Genomic DNA, 20739 nt, shown 5'->3' on the forward strand with positions numbered 1-20739 from the left:
GTGCGCCTTTCTGGTAGCTGCAGCAACCAGAAAGGCGCACGGGCGCGAAGCGACTATCCGCTGTAGCCGGGCGGCATGAGGACGGACTTGGTCTCGCAGAACGCTTCGAGCCCCTCCGGTCCGTTCTCCCGACCGATGCCGGAGGCCTTGTAGCCGCCGAACGGTGATCCCGGGTCGAATGCGTACCAGTTGATGGCGTAGGTGCCGGTGCGGATCTGCTTCGCGACGGCGAGACCGTGATCGATGTCGGTGGTGTACACCGAGCCGGCGAGTCCGTAGTCGGAGTCGTTGGCGATCTTGATCGCCTCGTCCTCGGAGTCGTAGGGAATCACGGACAGGACGGGTCCGAAGATCTCCTCGCGGGCGATCGTCATCGAGTTGTCGACGTCCGCGAAGATCGTCGGCTCTACGTACCAGCCCTTGTCGAGGCCCTCGGGGCGGCCGCCGCCGAGCACCACGCGGGCGCCCTGTTCCTTGCCCTTGGCGATGTAGCCCTCGACGCGGTCGCGTTGCTTCTCGGAGATCAGCGGACCGAGTTGCGCGGCCGGGTCGGACGGATCGCCGACGGTCATGAATCCGGCACCCGCCACGAGGGCGTCGAGGACCTCGTCGTAGCGGGACCGCGGGGCGAGGATCCGGGTCTGCGCGACGCATGCCTGCCCGGTGTTCATGAGCCCGGACATCACCAGCATCGGCATCGTGGACGCGAGGTCGGCGTCCTCGAGGATGATGGCCGCCGACTTGCCGCCCAGTTCGAGGGAGCAGCGCTTGAGGTTCTGCGCAGCGATGGCGCCGATCTTGCGGCCGACGGGACTGCTGCCGGTGAACGTGATCTTGTCGATCCCGGGATGCGACACCAGGTATTCGCCGGTCTCGGCGCCGCCGGGCAGGACGGAGATGACACCCTCGGGGACACCCGCCTCGGCGAAGATCTCGGCGAGAAGGTGGGTGGAGAGCGGGGATTCGGGTGCGGGCTTGAGCAGGACGGTGCAGCCGGCGAGCAGCGCCGGGGACAGCTTGTTGACGGCGAGGAACAGTGGCACGTTCCAGGCGAGGACCGCGGCCACCACGCCGACCGGCTCCCGCAGCACCTTCGTCTGTCCGAACGCCCCGGTGCGGGTCTGCTCCCACTCGAATTCGTTCGCGAGACCGGCATAGAAGTTCAGGGTCGCGAGTGACGGCGTCTGCTGCATCATCCCGACCATCGCGGGTGGCTGGCCCATCTCGGACGAGATCAGCGCGTTGAGGGCGTCGCCGCGTTCCTCGATGAGTTTCGCCGCCTTGGCGAGGATCTCCCCGCGCTCGGCGGGAGTCGTCTGCGGCCACGGGCCTTCGTCGAATGCCCGCCGGGCCGTCGCGACGGCGTCGTCGATGTCGGCCGGCGACGCGACGGGACAGCTGCCGACGCGTTCCTCGGTGGCCGGGGAGAACACCTCGAGCACCTGATCGGTGGCCGGGGCCACCCACTTGCCGCCGATGTAGAGCTTGTCGTAGTCGGTCATGAGTCCATTCCTCGTGTCGTTCCCCCCCGGTCAGGAGGCGGTGTCGGTGAAACTGTCGAATCCGTACCGTGCGTGGGGGCCGATCGCCGCGACCTCGAACAGCCCGGTCCCGACGACGCTCCGGCCGCCGTCCTCGAGCCGGAAGCGGGTGAGATTGTCGACGGGGCAGAACATCCGGAGTCCCGGTTCGATCTCGGACGCTCGTTTGCGCAGTCCCTGCACCACGAGTTCGCCCTGCCACATGCCGTGCCGCCAATCGGCTTCGAGTCCGTACCCCGTGCCGATACCGATGTAGTTGGGAACCAGCAGGTCGCAGGTGACGGTGACGACCTCGCCGGTCGGGCGGTGGAAACTCAGCGACGCCGCCGTGACGTCCCGTGTCCCCGGTTCGAACTTCAGCTCGTGCTCGGGTCGGCCCAGCCATTCGGGTTCGCGGTCGGCGTCCGGCCAGATGCGGACGGCTTCCTCGACGATGCGCCTGCCGAGTTCGTCCTCCTGCAGGACGACGGAGACGGAGTAGTCCTCGAACTGCATCACCGAGTAGATCCAGAAGAAGTTCTGGATCCCGTCGACCGCGCGCCGTCCGGGCGGCTCGGACTCGCCGACGGGGCGCACCCCCCACGACCGGTCGCGGTTGCCGCGCCAGGTGTCGGGGGTGACGGGGCGGCTCTGGCCGTCGATAGTGAGTTCGCCTGCCCAGCTGCCGGTCTGCACGAATCGGCTCGTGTCGAACGTGACGCGTTCGAGTTGCCTGCGGAAGTGGCGGGGCTCCAATGTCGCGGGGATTGCGCCGTCGAAGGTGAGGTCGAAGGAGAGGTCGTAGTCGCCGGGCTCGAGCACGACGCGCAAGCGTTGCAGACCCTCGAGGACCTCGACGCGGAACGGTCCGACGGTGCTGTCGGAGCGGTCGTGACCCAGGGCCGCCGACCCGCGGACGACGATGTGGTCGTCGCCGCGGCGGAGCACCGCGAACGCGTCCGTCACGCCGAGGTTGGGGTACTGCCCGAGACCGATGATGAGGAAGAGGTCGGACTCGGCCGAGGGATAGCAGTTGAAGTAGTAGCGGTCGTAGAAGTTGCGGTCGGAGGTGGCGACGCGCCGGATGGGTTCGGCCACCTGATGGATGGGGTAGTCGTCCATCGGGGAGAGCGGGTTTCCGGCGTAGTCGGCGGTCATCGGATCTTCTCCCAGTACGTGCCGTCGAGCATCGCCTCGAGCGACGCGCGGTGCATGATCATGTCGTCCGGATCCTCCGGAGCGACGGCCTGCCCGAAGTGGATGGCGCGCTCCTGGATCCGCAGCATGATGGTGGCCTGCCGCAGTGCCGCGTAGGCGGTGTAGTACTCGAGATCGCGGGGGGTGTGGCCCGTCAGTTCCTCGTAGAGGGCGGCGAGGTCGTCGAGTCGCAGGAAGTCGGGCATCCCGTCGAGTCCGGCGGCCCCGGCGATGTCCTCGAAGAACCGGTGCAGGTACGTCATCCAGCCCAGATCGAGTTCGCGGGGTCCGAGTGCGGCCATCTCCCAGTCGAGTACGGCCACGGGCCGGAAGTCCTCGAACATCATGTTGCCGATGCGGGCGTCGCCCCAGCAGAAGACGGCGGGGGAGGGGTCGTCCGGGAGGTTCTCCTCGATCCACGCGAAGCCGCGTTCGATCAGCGGGGACCGGGGACCGGACAGCGTCGTCCATTCGTAGTAGTCGCGTTGCTGCCGGATGTGCGCGGCGAGCGCCTCGGTGACGGTGGGACCCGAGCCGGGCAGTCGCAGGAACGCGAACCGCTCCCACGGCCGGTCGATGTCGTGCAGCTGCGCAAGCACATTCACCGCGCTGTGCTGCAGCAGCGCGCGCTGCTCCTCGGTCGCCTCCGTCACCCACGACCCGAAGTTGTAGGGCATCACGTCCGGCGGGACCTGCCCGGAGACGCGGGCCATGACGAAGAACGGAGCGCCCAGCGGACCGGGATCGGATTCGGACCAGTAGACGACCGGGACCGGGACGGCGGAGTGCTCCCGGACCTGCGCCATCACCTGGAACTGTCCGTCGAGGTCGTACTCCGGGAAGACGGGCATCGTCGTGTCGGCCGGCGCGACCCGCGCGACCAATGGGTGAACCTCGCCGGACCAGGTGGCGTCGAACAGGATGGTCTCGCTCGACATGCCGTTGGCGTCGGGGAGGTGGACATGCGTGACTTCCGGTGCGGCGTCGGCGGGCAATTGGGCGGCGAGCCAGCGTTGCAGCGCGTCTCGCAGCACCTCCGGGTCGCGACGGGAGTCAGTGGGCCGGGCGACTTCGGACGAGTGATCGGAGTCGTCGGCGGATCGGGCAGTGCTCGTGCTCACGGTCACCTCCTCTCCTGAACGTGGTGTGACCCTGAACACTAGAACACGTTACAGAATTTCGGAACAGGTGAGGAGATCCCGCTGCGTCAGCCTTCGTCGACGGCCAGGACTCCCGCCCCGACGAGGGTTCCGGAGGCGCCGAGTTCCGCCGGGACGACCCGCAGATTCGCGACGAAGGACAACCGGGCGTGACGGGCGGCGGCCCGGCGCATCGGGTCCCACAACGGGGGTCCGGCCTGCGCGAATCCGCCACCGATCACCGCGAGATCGACGTCGAGGAGAGCCGCGGCCGACGCGATGGCCTGGCCCAGGGCGGTCCCCGCGCGATCGAGCGCGGCCACGGCGACGTCGTCCCCGTCCGCGGCGGCCCTCGCCAATTCGACTCCCGTCGTCCCGCGCCATCCCCGGGAGCGGGCCCAGCGCACGGACGACGGTCCGCTCGCCACCGTCTCCAGGCATCCGACCCCGCCGCAGGTGCAGGGTTCGGTCCCGCCGGTGACCACCAGGTGACCGATGTGTCCCGCGTTGCCGGTCCGGCCGGTGGCGATGCGGCCGCCGAGGACCACTCCGCCGCCGATGCCGGTGGACACCACGAGGCTCAGCAGGTCGGGGACTCCCCGTCCGGCGCCGTGGTGGTGTTCACCGAGTGCGGCCGCGGCGCCGTCCATGGCGAGTCGTGCGGGGACGCCGGGGAAGACGTCCTGCACAGCGTCGACCAGGCCGAATCCGCCCGACCACTCGGCGATGTTGATCGGGGACGCGGAGCCGGCGACCGTGTCGACCGGTCCCGCGCACGCGATGCCGACCGACGTGATCGTCGCCGCTCCCGCGACCTCCCGCAGCAGGGCGGCGCACGCGTCGGCGACGCCGGTCGCCGGCGTCGGGGTGGTCGCGGGGTGCGGCACCGTGCCGCCCGCGTCGACGATCCCGGCGGCCATCTTGGTGCCGCCGATGTCGAGAGCCAGCGCGACCACGGTCAGTGCTTCCGCATCACGAGAACGAGGTTGCTCACCAGGAACTCCCGCAGTCCGGGGATTCGCACCATCCACCACGCCCACCGCGGGTGGTAGCGGGGGAAGGCCGCCAGGAAGTCCGCGTCCGGGGCGCGCCGGGCCCACCGAAGACCGTCGGCCGCACCCACTTTGAACAGGGAGACCCCGTATCGGTTCTTGGGTTCGCGGCCGTTCTTGCGCAGGTAGCGGCGGGCGGCGTACTCACCGCCCAGCGCATGCCACGGTCCGGTCTCGTGGCCGCCGAACGGGCCCCACCACAACGTGTAGGACAGCACGACCAGGCCGCCGGGTTTCGTCACCCGAACCATCTCGTCCGCCATTGCCCACGGTTCGCTGACGTGCTCGGCGACATTGGAGGAGAAGCAGATGTCCACCGACGACGTCCGGAACGGCAGCGCCAACCCCGACCCGCGTACCGCACCGCCCACGGCGAGGCCCGCGGCATGCATCTCCGACGGATCCGGCTCCACCGGGACGTACCGGGCGCCGGCCTGCTGGAACACGTCCGCGAAGTAACCGGGTCCACCGCCGACGTCCAGGACCGTCGTCCCGGTGAGATCCGATTCGGTGAGACCGCCGTACAGGTCGCCGATCAGTTCGACGGAGTCGCGGGCGAGGGCGCCGTAGAACAGGTCGGGTGCGGTCTGTTCGTGCCGGAAGTCGCTGAGCAGGCCGAACGACCGCTTCAGGGTTGCCCGTCGACCGAATCGCCGGGTCACGGGAGGCGTCGTCACGAGACTGAACCTTAGCGAGTGCAGCCGCCAGGGCCGCAATCCGTTCGCGGTGGCTGCAACATCCGGTGGAACGCGACCGATAGGGTGTTCGGGGACTACAGCGCGGAACGTCCCGCCCGAGACCACATGTACCGCACCGACCACAGGAGTATATGAACGTGCGAGAGGTTCTGCTGCTCTGCTGGCGCGACACCGGTCACCCGCAGGGTGGCGGCAGTGAGCGGTACCTCGAGGAGGTGGGCGCCCAGCTCGCGGCGCGGGGAATCAAGGTCACCCTCCGCACCGCCGGTTACCGCGGCGCCGCCAAGAAGGAGACCGTCGACGGCATCGAGATCAGCCGGGCGGGCGGGCGGTACAGCGTCTACCCCCGCGCCCTCGCCGCGATCGCCGCGGGCCGGCTCGGGTTCGGACCGCTGCGAGGGATCCGGCCCGACGCCGTCATCGACACCCAGAACGGCATCCCGTTCTTCTCCCGCGTCGTCGCCGGTGCACCCGTGACGCTGCTCGTGCATCACTGCCACCGCGAGCAGTGGCCCGTGGCGGGCCGCTTGATGGGCAAGATCGGCTGGTGGGTGGAATCCCGGTTGTCGCCGCGCACCCACCGGGACGACCAGTACCTCACCGTGTCGCTGCCGTCCGCCGACGAACTCGTCGAACTCGGCGTCGAGCGCGAACGGATCGCGGTGGTGCGCAACGGCGCCGACGACATCCCTCTCGGCGTGGACATCGGCGGCGCCGACACCCGGACCGCGCACCCCAGCGTGTGTGTCCTGTCCCGGCTGGTGCCGCACAAGCAGATCGAGGACGCCCTCGAAGCCGTCGCGGCGCTGCGTCCCACGATCGCCGACGTGCACCTCGACGTCATCGGTGGCGGCTGGTGGGAACAGAATCTCCGCGACCGCGCGCACGAACTGGGCATCGGCGACGCCGTCACGTTCCACGGGCACGTCGACGAAACCCGTAAGCACCAGCTGCTGTCGCAGTCCTGGGTGCACGTGATGCCGTCCCGCAAGGAGGGCTGGGGTCTGGCCGTCATCGAGGCCGCCCAGCACGGCGTCCCGACCGTCGGTTACCGCAGCTCCAAGGGGCTGACGGATTCGATCGTCGACGGTGTCACCGGTGTTCTGGTCGGCAGTCCGGAAGCGGCGACGGCCGACGTCGGCGAACTGACCGCAGCCGTCAACGCCCTCTTGCTCGACCCCGAGACACGCATGGTCCTCGGTGAGAAGGCTCGGGTCCGTGCGGGTGAGTTCTCCTGGAAGCACACCGGTAACGGCGTCCACGAGGTGCTGGCGGGCACGGCCGCGGGCCTGCGGACGTCAGGGCTGGTGTCGCCGGCGCTGGCGCGTCCGGGCCTCGAGCACGCCCGCGCCGAGTAGACCGCCGGCCAGCAGCAGCGCCCACAGCACGTGGGCCGCGATCACCGTCGCGCGCGCCCGGTCGGACGCCTCGTGCCGCGCGACGTCGCCGCCGATGCGGTACAGCTCCAGATGCTCGTCCGAGAACTGTCGCTCCAGACCGGCCAGGGTGGTCGCGGATTCGCCGCGCGGTCCGGGCGTGTCGCGCTCGACCAGAACCCACCGGACGCCCAGCGACGCGAGATCGGCGGCGGAACCGCCGGTGAGCAGCACCCGTTCCACCTGCTGCGCCCGGGACCCCTCGCCTTTCACCGTGCCACCGGCCACCACCAGCTCGCCCGTCTGCAGGACGTCCTCCGGCAGCATCCTCGGGGCGGGGTCCAGAACGGGAGCGGCACCGCTGTAGGAAAACTTGCGGAACATACCGGTGGGCAGCACGGCGACGTCCCCGCTGTGCGCGTCGCGCTCCACCTCGGCGGCTACCTGCTGCCACGACGGCGGATAGTGGACCGGGCGCAGCGCGCCCCCGACGCCCCACGCGAGGTCGGGGAGGGCGAGCAGCACGATCAGGACGGCCGAGAGGGACCACGTGCCGGGGCGTCGCAGCACCGCGGCCGCGGCGGCGAGCGCATACAGCGGCGCCGCGAGCGCCACCCATTTCTGCGCGTCCCGGAGCAACCCCGCGCCGGGGACGTTCTGCACCATCCAGCGGCCGGCGTCGAGTCCCCACGCGGTCGCGCCGAGTGTGGGCAGCAGCACCGCCACCAGCGCGAGTGCGGTCAGTGCGGCCACCACGGGATGCCGTCGCCGCCGCCACAGTGCCGGGAGTCCGCACAGGACGACGCCGAGCAGCAGGACCGTTCCGACGAGGGCGAACAGTGTGGTCCGGGTGTCCGGGACGGCGGTCTCGTTCCACACGCCGCCGAGTCCGGCGAGACTGCCGAGAGTCGCCAGCCCCGGTTCGGCGCGCGCCGCGAACGCCGCGACCCCGGCGGGATCGGAGCCGTCCCCGCCGCCTCCGGCCAGGGTTGTGGCCACCAGCCACGGCGCGCTCGCGACGACGAACAGGCCGAGCGCGCCGGTCACCCGGAGCCACGCGGCCGATCGTCCGCCGGGCCGTGCGAGGACGGCCACCGCCGCCACCGCGGCGAGCAGGACCCCGGTGGGGGTCAGCCCGGCCGCGGCGAGGCAGGCCGCGAGGACGAACCACCCCCGGCGGTGACCCCGTCGAATCGCGACCGTTGCGCACACCGTCCACGGCAGCGCCGCGTACCCCGTGAGCAGGCTCCAATGCCCCTGCAGCAGTCGCTCGGCGACGTACGGGTTCCACACCGTCACCGTCGCGGCCACGAGCTGCGGTCCGAGCGCCGCCGTCGGCAGCACGGTGCGGACCATCCGGGCCGCGCCCCAGCCCGCCGCCCACAGCGCGAGCAACAGGATCGCTTTCACCACCAGGCCGCCGTCGACGACGACGCTCAGCGTCGCGAGGAGAGCGTCCTGCGGCACGGCCCGCGCGGCGGCATCCGTGAGACCGAGCGCCGAATCCGTCAGATACGAGCGGGGAGTGCTGACCGCGTCCCGCAACAGCAGGTAGCCCGGACCGAGCAGCGGCCCGAGGATCAGCAATGCCAGAAGGAGGCTGTAGCCCGGCGCGACGAACGGTGCTCGGCGCCGGGCGGTCATGGGCCGTCACGATACGTGGTGCATCGACCCGGCTCGCACGGCACGTAGTGCATCATGGGGCGCATGCCACGCCAGACCCTCACCAACTCGGCGGTCGCCGGGGTGACGATGGTGACGGCAGGCTCGATGACCGCGAATATCGCGTCCTACCTGCTGCAGCTGTTGGCGAGTCGGTGGCTCGGCCCGGCGGGGTACGGGGAGTTCGCGAGTCTGCTGGCGGCCCAACTCGTCCTCGCCGTGCCCGCCCTCGCGCTGCAGACCGTCGTCGCCCGCGAGGTGGTCCGGGGCAAGGGATCCCACGCTGTGCGGTTGCTGGGATACCGCTGCGCGGTGATCGTCGCGGTCGCGGCGATGCTGCTCGCACCCCTCGTGTCGTGGGCCCTCGACACCGGCATGCTCGCCACGTTCTCGGCGCTCATCACGGCGCCCGTCCTCGTCCTGCTCGCCACCGAACAGGGACTGCTGCAGGGCGCGGCACGGTTCGGTCCGCTGAGCGTCGTCCTCGCGGGAGCCGGCGTCGCGAAGGTCGTGCCCGCGGTCGTGGTGCTCGCCGTCGGCGCCGGACCGGGCCTCGCGCTCGCCGCCAGCGCGGTCGGGACCGGGCTGGTGGCCCTGTGTGCGCAACTGTTCGCCGATTCGGGCATCGCCGGGGAGTCGACCACCCGGATCGGCGTCCCGGCCGTCCTGAAGGCGTCGCAGGTGCAGTTGGCGCTGATCGCCCTGTCGTCGATGGACCTCGTGATCGCCCGGATCGTGCTCAGCAACGACGACGCCGGCCTGTACGCGCTGGGCACCGTCGCGACGAAGGCCGCGTTCTGGCTCCCGCAGGCCGTCGGGGTGGTGCTCTATCCGCGGATGGCGAACCCGGCACACTCCGCGAAGGCCATCCGTTCGGCGCTGGCCGTCCTCGTCGGGCTCGGCGCGGTCCTCGTGGCGGGAGTCGCGGTGGCCGCCCCCCTCGTCCCGCTCCTCGTCGGCGACGCGTATCAGCCCGTCCAGTCGCTGCTGTGGCTGTTCGCACTGCACGGCGCCTGCCTGGCCGTCCTGCAGGGTGCCCTGCTCTCCGCCATCGCGGGGGAGCGGACGCACCTCGCCGTGATCGCGTGGATCGGCTTCGCCGTCGAGATGGCCGCCATGCTCACCCTCGCGTCCACGATCGGGCAGTTCATCGCCGTCGCCGTGACGGTCGCGTCGAGCACGGCACTGGTCGCCGGCGTCCTCGCCGTGCGCAGCGCGCGGCGCGATGCCCCGCGTCCGATGTGACATCCGTTCAACCCGACGAGCCGCCTGTGACATCGGGCGACACCGCACAGGCCGCCCCCGGGAACGACGAAGGGGACCTCGGTGCACTACCGAGGTCCCCTTCGCACCGGACTACGTGGCGTCCGGCTCTGTACGTCTAGCGCTCGTCGTACCGCCGCGGATCTTGCACGGGAATCTCTTCCGTCTTGTCCGTGGTCCAGTCGTGCTGCTCGGTGGGAGCCTCCGACTTGTCCAGGTCGACGTGGCGGCCACCGTCGCTCGGCGGGTAGTCGTCGCCGGCGGTGTGCGCGGGCTGCCTGCCCTTGCCGCCGCGCAGACCCAGCACGAGTCCTGCGATCAGGGCGATGACTCCGAGGACGCCGGCGATGATCGGCACGGTGCGACCGAACGTGCTGATCTTGTCCATGCCGTCCTTGGCCTGCTGGACCTGGTATTCGATGGTCTGCTCGTTGAACGGCAGTTCCACCTTCAGGACGTCGATCTCCGGCTTGTCCTTGTTGCGGGCGTAGTACTGGTGCAGCTGCTCCTGGCCCTTGACGACGACACCGGTCTCGGGCTCGACCCACAGGTCACGCACGTTGGTGTACCAGCGGGTCATCGTGACGGGGAGGGTGCCACCGGGGACGCCCCACGCCTCGGCGGGCAGTGTCAGCTTGTTGGTGGGCGAGCTGACCACCTTCGACAGGTCGACCGGATCGATCGTCTGGTTGTAGTGGTACACCTTCAGGCCGTTGATCTCCGTCTCCTCGACGAAGTTGATGTCCTGGGTGGCGCGCGCGTTCAGGTCGAAGTAGGGGTAGCTCTGCTTCTCCGAGTTGAACGGGAACTTGTACTGCAGTCCGTCGCGCGAAACTTCCTCGGCAGGCTGGTTGGGCTGCGTCTGGATGGTGCCCACCGGGTCGTTGGTCGGCATCGCCGTCTTGCGGTCGACGGTGTTGCGGTCGACGATCGCGGACAGCAGCCCGGTGTCGCCCTGCTTGTCCGTGCGCCGCAGCGTCTGACCCGCCTGGAGAGTGACGACGTCCGCGTCCGCGGGGTCTTCGGTGGTGACGTAGCGCTGTGACACCAGTGGAACGTTCGTGTTGACTTCGGCCTTGCCTGCGAGAAGAGCCTGCGAGTTGAGCACGCTGCCGGAACCTTCGGCGATCGTGGTCACTTCGAGGTCCAAGGGCGTCTTCTCCAACTTGCCCACCGTGTAGGTGGGAATGAGAATGGCGACGGCCAAGAGGAAGGCACCGAGGCCCACCAGAATGCAAGCAAGTATCCGGCTCGGCCCTGAGCGCTCCGCCATGCTTTCTCTCCTAACCCAATTCTGTCGATTGAGATTCCCCCACCGGCAGCACGGCTGCACGGATCGCATGGAGCCCACATCGACACCACGTGAGGCAAAACACTAACAGTCTCGAATGCGCATTTGCCCCATCGGATAGTAAACGCATCGGCCGTTCGCCAGCGAAGTGACTCGGACGGAGTTTTCCGTCACAACCCCGGGACCAGGCACACTGTTGGTGATGAGCACCTCGGCCACCACCACGCGCACGACCGCAACCCCGCGCAGTTTCATTCCCGCACTCGAGGGAATGCGCGGTCTCGCGGCGCTGGGGGTGCTCGTGACGCACGTCGCGTTCCAGACCGGTGCCACGCACGTGCCGGTCCTCGGCCGCATCTGGGGACGATTCGATCTGGCGGTGGCGGTCTTCTTCGCGCTGTCCGGATTCTTGTTGTGGCGCAGCCATGCCGGGGCGGCGCGCGGAATGGGCCCCGCCCAGGGAATCGTCCGGTACTGGATCTCGCGGGCGACGCGCATCCTGCCCGCGTACTGGGTCGCCGTGGCGGTGGTGTTGACGTTCCTGCCCACCGCGAACGCGAGTTACCGCACGTGGTGGGCGAATCTCGGTCTCGTGCAGGTGTTCGTGCCCCTCACGCTCACCGACGGTCTGACCCAGATGTGGAGTCTGTCGGTGGAGGTGGCCTTCTACCTGGTGCTTCCGTTGCTGGCGTTCGCGTTGGTCCGGCTGCGGGGTCCGGCTGCGCGGCTGCGTGTTCCGGCGATTCTCGCGCTGATCGCGGTGAGCCTGACGTGGGCATTCGTGCCGGTGTCCACGCCGGGCGGCATCCATCACGACAACTGGCTGCCGGGGTACCTGCCCTGGTTCGGAGCGGGGATGTTGCTGGCCGAACTGGCGGTGAGTCCGCCCGGACGAATGCACCGCTGGGCCCATCATCGCGTCCGGATGTTCCTCGTCGCCGCAGTGGCATTCGCCCTCACGGCGACCGACCTCGCCGGCCCGGAGGGGCTGGTGCGTCCCGAACCGTGGCAGTACGCCGTCAAGATGGCGCTCGGCGCCGTCATCAGCTTCGCGCTGATGGCCCCGCTGGTGCTGTCCGACACGTCCACCCACCGCTACCTCGCGAGTCCGCTCGCTCTCGCCGTGGGCCGCTGGTCGTACGGCATCTTCATCTGGCACCTCGCGGTGCTGTCGATCGTCTTTCCGGTGTTCGGGCTCGTTCCGTTCACCGGCCACTTCGTCTACATCCTGTTCCTGACGACCGTGATGAGCGTCGCGGTCGCGTCGGCCAGCTACGCGTTGGTGGAGGAACCGGCTCGCCGCGCCGTCAAACGCTGGGAGGCGCGCGCCAGGAGCGCCGACAGTCCGAGCGGCAGCACCGCCAGCCCGGTGGCGACGAGCGCCAGCAGTAGTGGGAACTGAACGAGGAACGAGTGCCCCACGTACCCGCCGGGCGCCCGCCACGGGCCGGTGGAGAGCATCGCCATGCCGAGCATCGTCGACGCTCCGGCGACCCCCACCAGCACGCGCGCCGTGGTGGCGGGTCCGCGTAGCCGGACGAGGGTCACGGCCAGCAGCGTCACCACGACCGTCGTCACCGAGCCGACGGGACCACCGATCACGGTGGCGGCAGCGAGGATTCCCAGCCACCCGACCGTCGCGCTGCCCCAGGTCCGGGGTGCCGGGCCGGGATCGCGCTCACGTGCGCGACGCGGCCACAGCGCGGCGGCGATCAGCGGAATCAGCAGCAGCAGACCACCGAAGATCCCGAGGCGGTACCAGTGGTCGGTGGGGAAGTCGAGGGTCACCGTCCCCTCGGTTCCCGCGGGCAGGATCCACCCCTGCTGCCAGCCGTCCACGACGATCGGTGTCAGTTCGCTGCCGTCCGGTGCGGTGGCCACCCAGCCGACGTTGGTGCTCTCGGGGACGACGACGACACGCTCGGCGTCCGAGCGCGGCACCGTGAGTTCCCGGTGGTTCTCCGTCCACGCGGTGGTCGACACCTGCTCGGTCGGAACGGCCTGGGCCTGCGGTCCGGCGTCGAGGCGGAGACTGTCGACGAAGAACGCCGACCCCGGGTCGACGGTCACGTCCTGGGATCCGGCTCCCAGTGGAACTGGGCCGGCCGTGTCACAGAGGGTCGCGGGAACCGGGTCACCGGAGAGCAATTGCCCGACAGTTGCGGTGACGCTCATGCGAACCGGCTGCCCGCCGATCGACACGACCGGCCCCTCCTCGCAGGGCACCGTCACCGGTCGGGCGCCGGCATCGTCGATCGGACCCGAACCGGGCAGCAGGATGCCGTCCTCGCCCAGCACCCCTACCTCGGCGAGGCCTGCCGGCTGCAGCTGCGCGAAACCCAGCGCGTTCTGATCGAGGGTGCTCTTCCAGGACACGAGGCTGAGCACGATCCGGTCGGTCACCCGGGGTTCGACCGTGACGGTCCCGTCGTCCTCGTCCACGTCGCGCACCTGCGGTCCGTTCCCGAGGTCGACGGCGACCCGGTCGGGGGCGGCGGGCACGGCACCCACGCTGGGGGTCAGTTGCAGGCCGGTGACCAGCGTGGGTTCGGGAAGGTCGATCGTGAGTGTCGGTTTCGCGCCCTTGCCGCTGGTGGTGTCCTGTTTCGCCGACCAGCTGGTGCGCGGATCGTTGTCGGTGGCGGCGAACGCCGACCCACGAAGGTCGGTGATGTTGCTGGTCCCGTGCGCGGACGGTGAATCCCGCTGGGTGAGAAGCTCTTCCAGTGGTGCGCCGTGCCGCGCACGCAGCATGAGTTGCGGTGTGACCGCCGTGGGTTCGGGGACCGACAACGTTCTCTCGAACGCGCCGACCTCCTCCGGCGGCAGGACGAAGGCGTTGCTGCACCGCACCCGGTCCGGGGACTCGGCGCACGAGTTGCGGCCGGGGAGTTCCTGGCTGAGATCCCAACCCGAGACGGACGCGCCCTCGGGGGTGGGCGGCAACACGGTCCGGTACCGGATCGGCACGGTGACCGGGGCGTCACGCTGGGAGAAGTCCTCGACCGACACCTCGCTGATGCCGAACTGCGTTCCCGCGGAACCGTTCTCGGTGCGGGTCGCGGTGATCCGCACCCACGGGGTGACGCCGCCGGGGACGGACACGGCGATCGGTTTGCCCGGGGCGTCCACCTTCACGGCCGTGCTGCCGTTCGGGGTCGACACCTCCATCCAGCGGACGGGGGCGCCGATCGCGGCCGGGCTGGTCGTGATGTGCAGCAGCGAGCTGGTGAGCGGAGTGTCGAAGTCGATCTGGAGCCACTGGCCCAGCGCCCGCTCGATGCCGTTGCTGAACCAGCCCGTCGCCGGGTCGCCGTCGACGGTCGCGGCGGCGCTGCTGGCGGGGGAGGTGCCGCCGAGTTGCGTGGCGTCGGACGCCGCACTCGACACACTCAGCGTCGCGCCCTCCCACTGCCCCTCCACCAGCGGGGTGTCCGCCACCGGATAGTCCGGGACGAGATTGAACGTGCGGCGGGCGTCGTCCGGTGTGCGCAGTGCCGAACTGTGGTTGTCGACCTGGCCGTAGTCGGTTTCGCGGTTCCGGGGCGTGTCCGTGACGGTGACGTCGTCGACCGGCAGTCCGGCGCGCTTCGCGTCCGCGGCCAGTAGTACCGGTCCGGCTCCGGGCAGAACGCCGTTCTCCCGCAGGCGTTGCAGCGATTCCGGACCGCCCTGCACCCGGGGGATGCCGTCGAGGTTCGCGGTGTACGGCCCGCTCGTCGTCGGCGAACCGTCCGGCATCGACACCTCGAAGATCTCGATCGCCGAGTACCGGGGCCGCAGGTCGCTGTCGATCACCAGGCCTTCGACGTCGCCGGGGCCGATGTCCTCACCGAATTCCGCGACCTGCGTGAATCCGGGCGAGCCGGTGACGGCCTGGTGCGCGAGCAGCGGGCGCGTCGACCGCGACGTCTCGGGGTCGAGGTCGTTGCGGAGGACGAGGTAGTGGATGCCCTGGCCGAGCAGGGTCTGCGCCATGCCGTCCGAGGGGCGACCGTCGGTGATCAGCCGCTGGATCGAGTCCATGGCGCGGATGGTGCCGGGCGGGGTGAGCGGGACGGCGTCGCGGGACGCCCACGGCGTGGACGCCAGTGCCTGCATCGGCTCGTCGCGGGTGAGACCCCAGAGCTGGCTGCCGAACGGTGCGCCCGGCACCACGAGCGCCCGCTCCGCGTCGGAACCGTCGGGGCTCGTGCCCCCGGCGTTGTCCTCCAGCCACGAGGCGGCCTGCTGCCAGTAGTCGGGGACCTCGGAATACGTGCCCCGCGGTGCGAGCTTGCCCGTCCACGCCAGCGACGTCGCCAGGGTGAGGGCGACCAGCACCAGGCTCGTCACCGCGACCATCGGTTCGCGCTCGGGGTGCGCGAACGCGCTGCGCCACCGCGCGACCGGCACGGACCCGGGCAGCGGCACCTTCGCCAGCAGGTGCGCCAGCCCGAGTACGAGGGGCAGTCGGACGAGCGGCTCGAGTTTGTGCACGTTCCGGAGGGGCGCCCCGGTGGAGTCGAGGAACAGTCGCACCTGCTCGGCGAACGGGGAGCCCAGTTCGCCGATGTACCCGGCCGCGAGTCCGGCGACACCGACGAACAGGATCAGAGTGAGGCGACCGCGGGCCGGCATCGACCGCATGCACAGTCCGGCGAGCCCGGCGGCGGCGATCAGGCCGGTCGCCGCGACCGCGGCGGGCTGGGTGACGAGGACCGCGCCTGCGATGCGCTCGGGGGAGACGAACGGCGTCCAGCTGTCGGTGCCGCGGAGGATTTCGGCGAGGGACGTCCACTGCGTGGTCACCCCCGACGATTCGATGTAGTCGAGGAACGGCGGGCTCACTTTGCCGAGCAGAAGCAGCGGCACGATCCACCACAACGTGGCCAGTGCCAGAAACGGGAACCACCACGCGGTGAACACCCACCACCGACGGTTGGGCCGGTGCGAGATCCACCACAGGCCTGCCACGAGGCACGCGGCCACGGTCGCGACGGCGTTCACCGCGCCCATCAACGCGACGGCCAGCGCCGACTGTGCCGCCAACCGTGCAGGTGAGTGCCATTGCGTGTCCCGGGACGCATTGCCACTCACATGGGAGAGGGCGACGACCACGGGCAGAAGGACCCACGGCGCCAGCATCATCGGGAGGGTTTCCGACGAGATCGAACCGAGGGTGGTGAGGACACGGGGGGAGAACGCGAACGCGACACCGGCGATGATGCGGGACGAGCGGCTGCCGACGCCGAGTGCTTCGGCGAGACGGACGATTCCCCAGAATCCGGCGACGAGCAGCAGGGCCCACCAGACCCGCTGGGTGATCCACGGCGGGACGCTCAGGACGTCGCCGAGCGCGAAGAACGCGCCGTGCGGAAAGAAGTAACCGTAGGCCTGGTTCTGCACCTGGCCCATGGGGGCCTGGCTGCTCCACTGATGCGCGGCCCGTTCCAGGAATCCGATCGGATTCTGGGACAGGTCGTACTTGGTGTCAGCGGCGAGCCGACCGGGGGTTTGGAGGAATGCGAGAAGAAACGCTACGACAGAGGCGCCGAACAGCCACCGCCGTGACAGAGGCTCCGCCGAGGGCGCCATGGACGACATGGCCGCCGACTCGGGGGAAGTGCGGGAACTTGTTGAGCCGGCGCTCTCAGCGGCTGCCGTACTCAACCTGGTTCAGGAGCGAGGAATCCGCGTTGCCGCTGCGGTCGATCTCGGGACGCGTGTTGTCCTGTGCGGCTGCGGTGATGCCGAGCGTCGCCACGGTGCCGAGAGCGACACCGACCACGGCGCTGACCACACCGGGCACAAGGAACTTCCCCATCAGACATCTCCCACCGTCGTGCCATCGACGCACACGGCTACTCCCGCGTACGAATTGCTCGGGTCAAGGTATCACCCGGGGGCCGCCGAACTGCTGATTGGTGCTCGTGGGCCACCGTTTCTGCAGTTCACGGGCTCTGCTGCACTCCGAGCGCCCGGAGCAGCGTGCGCAGTTTGGTGGTCGTCTCGTCGAGTTCGGACTCCGGGTCGGACTCGGCGACGATGCCCCCGCCCGCCGCCGCCAGCGCCTCGAGTCCGTCCGCGGCGATCTCGGCGCACCTGATGGCCACCACCCAGTCGCCGTCGCCCGCGCCGTCGCACCACCCGACGGCGCCGCCGTAGAACCGCCGATCCTCCTCGACGTCCCGGATGGTCGCGAGGGCGAGGTCGGTCGGGGTGCCGCACACGGCGGGGGTCGGGTGCAGCAGGGTTGCCAGGCTCACAGCGCTGGTCGACGGGTCGCGCAGCACGCCTTCGATGGGGGTCGCGAGATGCCAGACCTCGTGCGTGCTCGTCAGTACCGGGGAGTCCGGGACGGTCAGCTCGGTGCAGAGCGGCGCGAGGACCTCCCTGATCCAGGCCGTGACGAACGCGTGCTCGGCCAGGTTCTTCGTGGACTCCAGGAGGCCGCGACCTTCCTTCTCGTCGGCCTCCGGATCGGCGCGCCGCGGGGCGGTTCCGGCGAGGGGACGGCAGGTGACGCGTCGCCCGCGCCGGCTGAGCAGCACCTCGGGGCTGGCGCCGACGAGGCTGCGTCCGCGGAAGCTCTCGCCGGCCGCGGAGAGGTCGACGGCGAACCCGTTGGCGGTGGGATTCTGGTGAATCATTCTCGCGGCCAACGATTCTGCGGAGATGGGGGTGTCTGCGCGGAGGATGACGCTGCGTGCGGCCACCACCTTGCCGAGGGTGCCCTCGCGCAGGCGGTCGACGAGGGACCGCACCCGGGCCACGTGCTCGGCGGGGTCGGGGACCTCCCGCGTGAGGTGGACCGGCGGGAGGTCGGGAACGGTGCCGGGCCGCCACGGGCCGTCCGTGAACTCCCACGACTCCGGGGCGGTCAGCGCGGCGGGACGTTCGGGATCGAACGGCAGCGCTCCGACGACCAGTTCGGTGTCACCGTTCGCGAGGGCCGCGGCAGCGGCTGCCGCGGTGTCGTACCCGTGCCGCGCACCGGACGTGCGCAGCGTCCGGTCGGCGCGGGAGAGAAGGAAGCCGTCCATGGTGACCCGACAGTAGTCGGGCGCCCGGACTACTTCCCGGGAGGCACGATCAGCACCGGGCGGTGGCTGTGGCGCAACACGTGGTCGGCGACGCTGCTCTGCAGCAACGACCGCAGACCGGTGGTGCCGCGGGTGCCGGTGACGATGATGTCGACCGCGAGTTCGTCGGACGTCTCGACGATGGCCGTCCAGATCGTGCTGGTGCACTCGATGCAGCGACCCTCGGTGGCGAGCCCGGCGGCCTCGGCGAGTTGGACGCCCTCTTCGTTGGTGACCTTGGCGTCGGAGAACGCGACGTCCTCGGTCTCCTCGTCGGGCACCCACTCGGGTTGCATCACACCGGACAGGCCCGACATGCGCGCGGCCTGACGGACCATCGGCTCCCACACCGTCACCAGCACAGCGCGATTGGAGGCGAGGAATCGACCTGCGCACTCCACCGCACGCTTGGCGTTGTCGGATCCGTCGTAGGCGATCAACATCAAACCACCGGGCACTACGACCTCCTGAGTACGGGCTTCCTCTGCGTCCAGATTACCAAGACGGGCGGCAGCGGTCGCCGATTCGGGGCCTGCCACGGGGGCGCCGGTGGCGAACTGGGCTACCGTCGAACCCATGCGGATCAAGTATGCACTCGCGCTCGCTGCCTGTACCGGCCTCGTCGCCGGATGTTCGTCGGGTGGTGGCGAGACGGTCGCGGAATCGTCGTCGGCGACAGCGACGCCGTCGCCGTCCTCCGTCGAGCCGGCGTCGCACACCGGCACCGCAGCGCCCGCCGCCGCACCGGCGTCGTGCGAGACGGAGTTCCTGCAGTCGTTGCCGTTGCGGCGCAAGCTCGCTCAGCTGCTGAACGTGGGAGTGACCGGCACCGCGGATGCGGCTCAGGTGGTCCGGGACGAGCAGATCGGCGGCATCTTCGTCGGGAGCTGGACCGACGAGGCCATGCTCGCGAACCGTGAGATTCCCCAGGTGGCGTCGGCGTCGTCGCTGCCCCTGATGGTGACGATCGACGAGGAGGGTGGACGCGTGTCGCGGGTCGAGAACCTGCTCGGAGCCGATCCCTCCGCCCGGCAGACCGCAGCCACGATGACGGAGGAGCAGACGTACCAGATGGCGCTCGAGCGCGGTCGCGGACTGAAGGACCTCGGTGTCACCGTGAACTTCGCCCCCGACGTGGACGTGAGCCGCCAGCCCGACGACAGTGTCATCGGCGACCGCTCCTACTCCGACGATCCCGCCGTGGTCACCCGCTACGCCGACGCGTACGCGCGCGGGATGCGGGACGCGGGAATCCTGCCCGTCATCAAGCATTTCCCCGGCCACGGATCGGCGTCCGGCGACTCGCACACCGGGGCCGTCACCACCCCGCCGCTCGAACAGTTGCAGACGAAGGACCTCGTCCCGTTCCGGAACCTGGTGTCCACGGGTGTCGGCGTCATGCTCGGCCACCTCGAGGTGCCGGGTCTGACCGCCCCCGGTGTCCCTGCCAGCATCAGTCCCGACGCCGTGGCGCTGCTGCGCGGCGGCACCGGATACGGTGCGCCGCCGTTCACCGGCCCGATCTTCACCGACGACCTCAGCGGCATGCAGGCGATCACCGACCGCTACGACATCACGGTCGCCGTCGAGACCGCGCTGGAATCGGGTGTGGATGTCGCCCTGTGGCTCACCACCGACGACGTCCCGCGGGTCCTCGATCACCTCGAAAGCGTGGTGGCCTCGGGCAAGCTGCCGCAGCAGCGTGTCGACGAGGCGGTGCTGACCGTTGCGCGCGCCAAGGGCGTGCTGGCCTGCTAGTGCGCGGTCCGCGACAGGGTGCTGGTATTCTTCTCGTCCGCCGGTCGGGCCCGCTTTATTACCGTAGAGTAAGATAGCGGGTTCGACGATGATGGAGGACGAATGGCCGGCGGCACCAAGCGACTGCCGCGCGCAGTGCGCGAGCAGCAGATGCTCGACGCTGCTGTCGACGTCTTCTCCGACAGAGGTTTTCACGAGACGTCCATGGACGCGATCGCGGCCAAGGCGGAAATCTCGAAGCCGATGCTGTACCTGTACTACGGCTCCAAGGACGAACTGTTCGCGGCATGCATCCAGCGGGAGGGTCTGCGTTTCGTCGAGGCGCTCGCTCCGGCGGGCGATCCGGGGCTGAGCCCGCGCGAACAGCTGCGCCGGGCCCTCGAGGGGTTTCTCGGGTTCGTGGGCAAGCACCGCAAGTCGTGGATGGTGCTGTATCGCCAGGCGATGGGGCAGCAGGCGTTCGTGGGGTCGGTGCAATCGAGCCGCGACCGGCTGATCGAGTTGACCGCGCACCTGCTCGAGTCCAGCACCAAGGATCCCGAGCCGGGGCAGGATTTCGAACTGATCGCCATCGCCCTGGTCGGTGCGGGTGAGGCCGTGGCCGACCGCGTCGCCGGCGGCGAGATCGAGGTCGACGCCGCCGCAGACCTGCTGGAATCCCTGGCGTGGCGCGGCCTCGCGGGTAAGAAGAAGCCGGAATGAATGTACCTTTCGACGCC

General features: G+C 69.9%; 15 protein-coding genes and 1 pseudogene. 5 read left to right on the top strand and 11 right to left on the bottom strand.

The window, feature by feature from the left end:
• Positions 1-53 precede the first annotated feature (53 nt).
• From AZG88_RS38595 to AZG88_RS38615, 5 genes are all read right to left on the bottom strand, one after another.
• The gene (locus AZG88_RS38595; protein WP_061042465.1) at positions 54-1502 is read right to left on the bottom strand and encodes an aldehyde dehydrogenase; all 1449 of its coding nucleotides are present in this window, start codon (positions 1500-1502) and stop codon (positions 54-56) included.
• 30 nt (positions 1503-1532) lie between these two features.
• Positions 1533-2678 (bottom strand): hypothetical protein, encoded by a 1146-nt coding sequence (locus AZG88_RS38600; RefSeq protein ID WP_061042464.1) that lies wholly within the window; start codon positions 2676-2678, stop codon positions 1533-1535.
• Positions 2675-3844 (bottom strand): phosphotransferase family protein, encoded by a 1170-nt coding sequence (locus AZG88_RS38605; protein ID WP_061700659.1) that lies wholly within the window; start codon positions 3842-3844, stop codon positions 2675-2677. The genes AZG88_RS38600 and AZG88_RS38605 overlap by 4 nt, the downstream gene beginning before the upstream one ends.
• A gap of 80 nt (positions 3845-3924) precedes the next feature.
• Positions 3925-4812, bottom strand: coding sequence for an ROK family protein (locus AZG88_RS38610; protein WP_061700660.1), 888 nt, complete (start codon positions 4810-4812; stop codon positions 3925-3927).
• Positions 4813-4814: 2 nt separating this feature from the next.
• A complete protein-coding gene (locus AZG88_RS38615) occupies positions 4815-5570 on the bottom strand; it encodes a class I SAM-dependent methyltransferase (protein WP_061700661.1) in 756 nt (251 codons plus the stop codon).
• A 173-nt stretch (positions 5571-5743) separates the two neighbouring features.
• On the opposite strand from AZG88_RS38615, the gene AZG88_RS38620 reads away from it, so the two are divergent.
• On the top strand, positions 5744-6964 hold the full coding sequence (locus tag AZG88_RS38620) for a glycosyltransferase family 4 protein (protein WP_061700666.1): 1221 nt from the start codon (positions 5744-5746) through the stop codon (positions 6962-6964).
• On the opposite strand, the gene AZG88_RS38625 is transcribed toward AZG88_RS38620, so the two are convergent.
• On the bottom strand, positions 6905-8626 hold the full coding sequence (locus tag AZG88_RS38625) for a hypothetical protein (RefSeq protein ID WP_061700662.1): 1722 nt from the start codon (positions 8624-8626) through the stop codon (positions 6905-6907). The genes AZG88_RS38620 and AZG88_RS38625 overlap by 60 nt on opposite strands.
• A gap of 63 nt (positions 8627-8689) precedes the next feature.
• Here AZG88_RS38625 and AZG88_RS38630 point away from each other — a divergent pair, with 63 nt between their 5' ends.
• Positions 8690-9889 carry a polysaccharide biosynthesis protein gene (locus tag AZG88_RS38630; protein WP_061700667.1) on the top strand — a complete coding sequence of 400 codons (1200 nt, stop codon included), beginning with the start codon at positions 8690-8692 and terminating at the stop codon, positions 9887-9889.
• A 136-nt stretch (positions 9890-10025) separates the two neighbouring features.
• Here the strand turns inward: AZG88_RS38630 and AZG88_RS38635 are convergent, their stop codons facing one another.
• Positions 10026-11180, bottom strand: a complete 1155-nt coding sequence (locus AZG88_RS38635) for a DUF3068 domain-containing protein (protein ID WP_005243723.1) — start codon at positions 11178-11180, stop codon at positions 10026-10028.
• A 220-nt stretch (positions 11181-11400) separates the two neighbouring features.
• Between AZG88_RS38635 and AZG88_RS51000 the strand changes: the two are divergent.
• Positions 11401-12447, top strand: a pseudogene (locus AZG88_RS51000) (acyltransferase family protein); the annotation flags it as partial.
• Between the two features lie 23 nt (positions 12448-12470).
• On the opposite strand, the gene AZG88_RS55395 reads toward AZG88_RS51000, so the two are convergent.
• The 4 genes from AZG88_RS55395 to AZG88_RS38650 form a co-directional block, all read right to left on the bottom strand.
• Positions 12471-16784, bottom strand: coding sequence for an alpha-(1->3)-arabinofuranosyltransferase (locus AZG88_RS55395; RefSeq protein ID WP_061700663.1), 4314 nt, complete (start codon positions 16782-16784; stop codon positions 12471-12473).
• A gap of 46 nt (positions 16785-16830) precedes the next feature.
• Positions 16831-17004 carry a DUF2613 domain-containing protein gene (locus AZG88_RS51005; protein WP_005258546.1) on the bottom strand — a complete coding sequence of 58 codons (174 nt, stop codon included), beginning with the start codon at positions 17002-17004 and terminating at the stop codon, positions 16831-16833.
• A gap of 127 nt (positions 17005-17131) precedes the next feature.
• Entirely contained in the window at positions 17132-18223 is a 1092-nt protein-coding gene (locus AZG88_RS38645; protein ID WP_061700664.1) for an isochorismate synthase, read from the bottom strand.
• Between the two features lie 29 nt (positions 18224-18252).
• Positions 18253-18720, bottom strand: a complete 468-nt coding sequence (locus AZG88_RS38650) for a universal stress protein (protein ID WP_005243718.1) — start codon at positions 18718-18720, stop codon at positions 18253-18255.
• Positions 18721-18838: 118 nt separating this feature from the next.
• Between AZG88_RS38650 and AZG88_RS38655 the strand changes: the two genes are divergently transcribed.
• Both AZG88_RS38655 and AZG88_RS38660 read left to right on the top strand, forming a co-directional pair.
• Positions 18839-20020 (top strand): glycoside hydrolase family 3 N-terminal domain-containing protein, encoded by a 1182-nt coding sequence (locus AZG88_RS38655; protein WP_061700665.1) that lies wholly within the window; start codon positions 18839-18841, stop codon positions 20018-20020.
• A gap of 102 nt (positions 20021-20122) precedes the next feature.
• Positions 20123-20722 (top strand): TetR/AcrR family transcriptional regulator, encoded by a 600-nt coding sequence (locus AZG88_RS38660; protein WP_005243713.1) that lies wholly within the window; start codon positions 20123-20125, stop codon positions 20720-20722.
• The last annotated feature ends 17 nt before the right edge of the window (positions 20723-20739 follow it).

The organism is Rhodococcus sp. LB1, assembly GCF_001583455.1.
Lineage (GTDB): Bacteria > Actinomycetota > Actinomycetes > Mycobacteriales > Mycobacteriaceae > Rhodococcus_F > Rhodococcus_F opacus.

What these genes read in the sequence shown, in the direction of transcription:
- AZG88_RS51005 (WP_005258546.1), bottom strand. Translation starts at nt 17,004, where the DNA reads ATGGGGAAGTTCCTTGTGCCCGGTGTGGTCAGCGCCGTGGTCGGTGTC.
- AZG88_RS38625 (WP_061700662.1), bottom strand. Translation starts at nt 8,626, where the DNA reads ATGACCGCCCGGCGCCGAGCACCGTTCGTCGCGCCGGGCTACAGCCTC.
- AZG88_RS38655 (WP_061700665.1), top strand. Translation starts at nt 18,839, where the DNA reads ATGCGGATCAAGTATGCACTCGCGCTCGCTGCCTGTACCGGCCTCGTC.
- AZG88_RS38595 (WP_061042465.1), bottom strand. Translation starts at nt 1,502, where the DNA reads ATGACCGACTACGACAAGCTCTACATCGGCGGCAAGTGGGTGGCCCCG.
- AZG88_RS38660 (WP_005243713.1), top strand. Translation starts at nt 20,123, where the DNA reads ATGGCCGGCGGCACCAAGCGACTGCCGCGCGCAGTGCGCGAGCAGCAG.
- AZG88_RS55395 (WP_061700663.1), bottom strand. Translation starts at nt 16,784, where the DNA reads ATGTCGTCCATGGCGCCCTCGGCGGAGCCTCTGTCACGGCGGTGGCTG.
- AZG88_RS38600 (WP_061042464.1), bottom strand. Translation starts at nt 2,678, where the DNA reads ATGACCGCCGACTACGCCGGAAACCCGCTCTCCCCGATGGACGACTAC.
- AZG88_RS38645 (WP_061700664.1), bottom strand. Translation starts at nt 18,223, where the DNA reads ATGGACGGCTTCCTTCTCTCCCGCGCCGACCGGACGCTGCGCACGTCC.
- AZG88_RS38635 (WP_005243723.1), bottom strand. Translation starts at nt 11,180, where the DNA reads ATGGCGGAGCGCTCAGGGCCGAGCCGGATACTTGCTTGCATTCTGGTG.
- AZG88_RS38630 (WP_061700667.1), top strand. Translation starts at nt 8,690, where the DNA reads ATGCCACGCCAGACCCTCACCAACTCGGCGGTCGCCGGGGTGACGATG.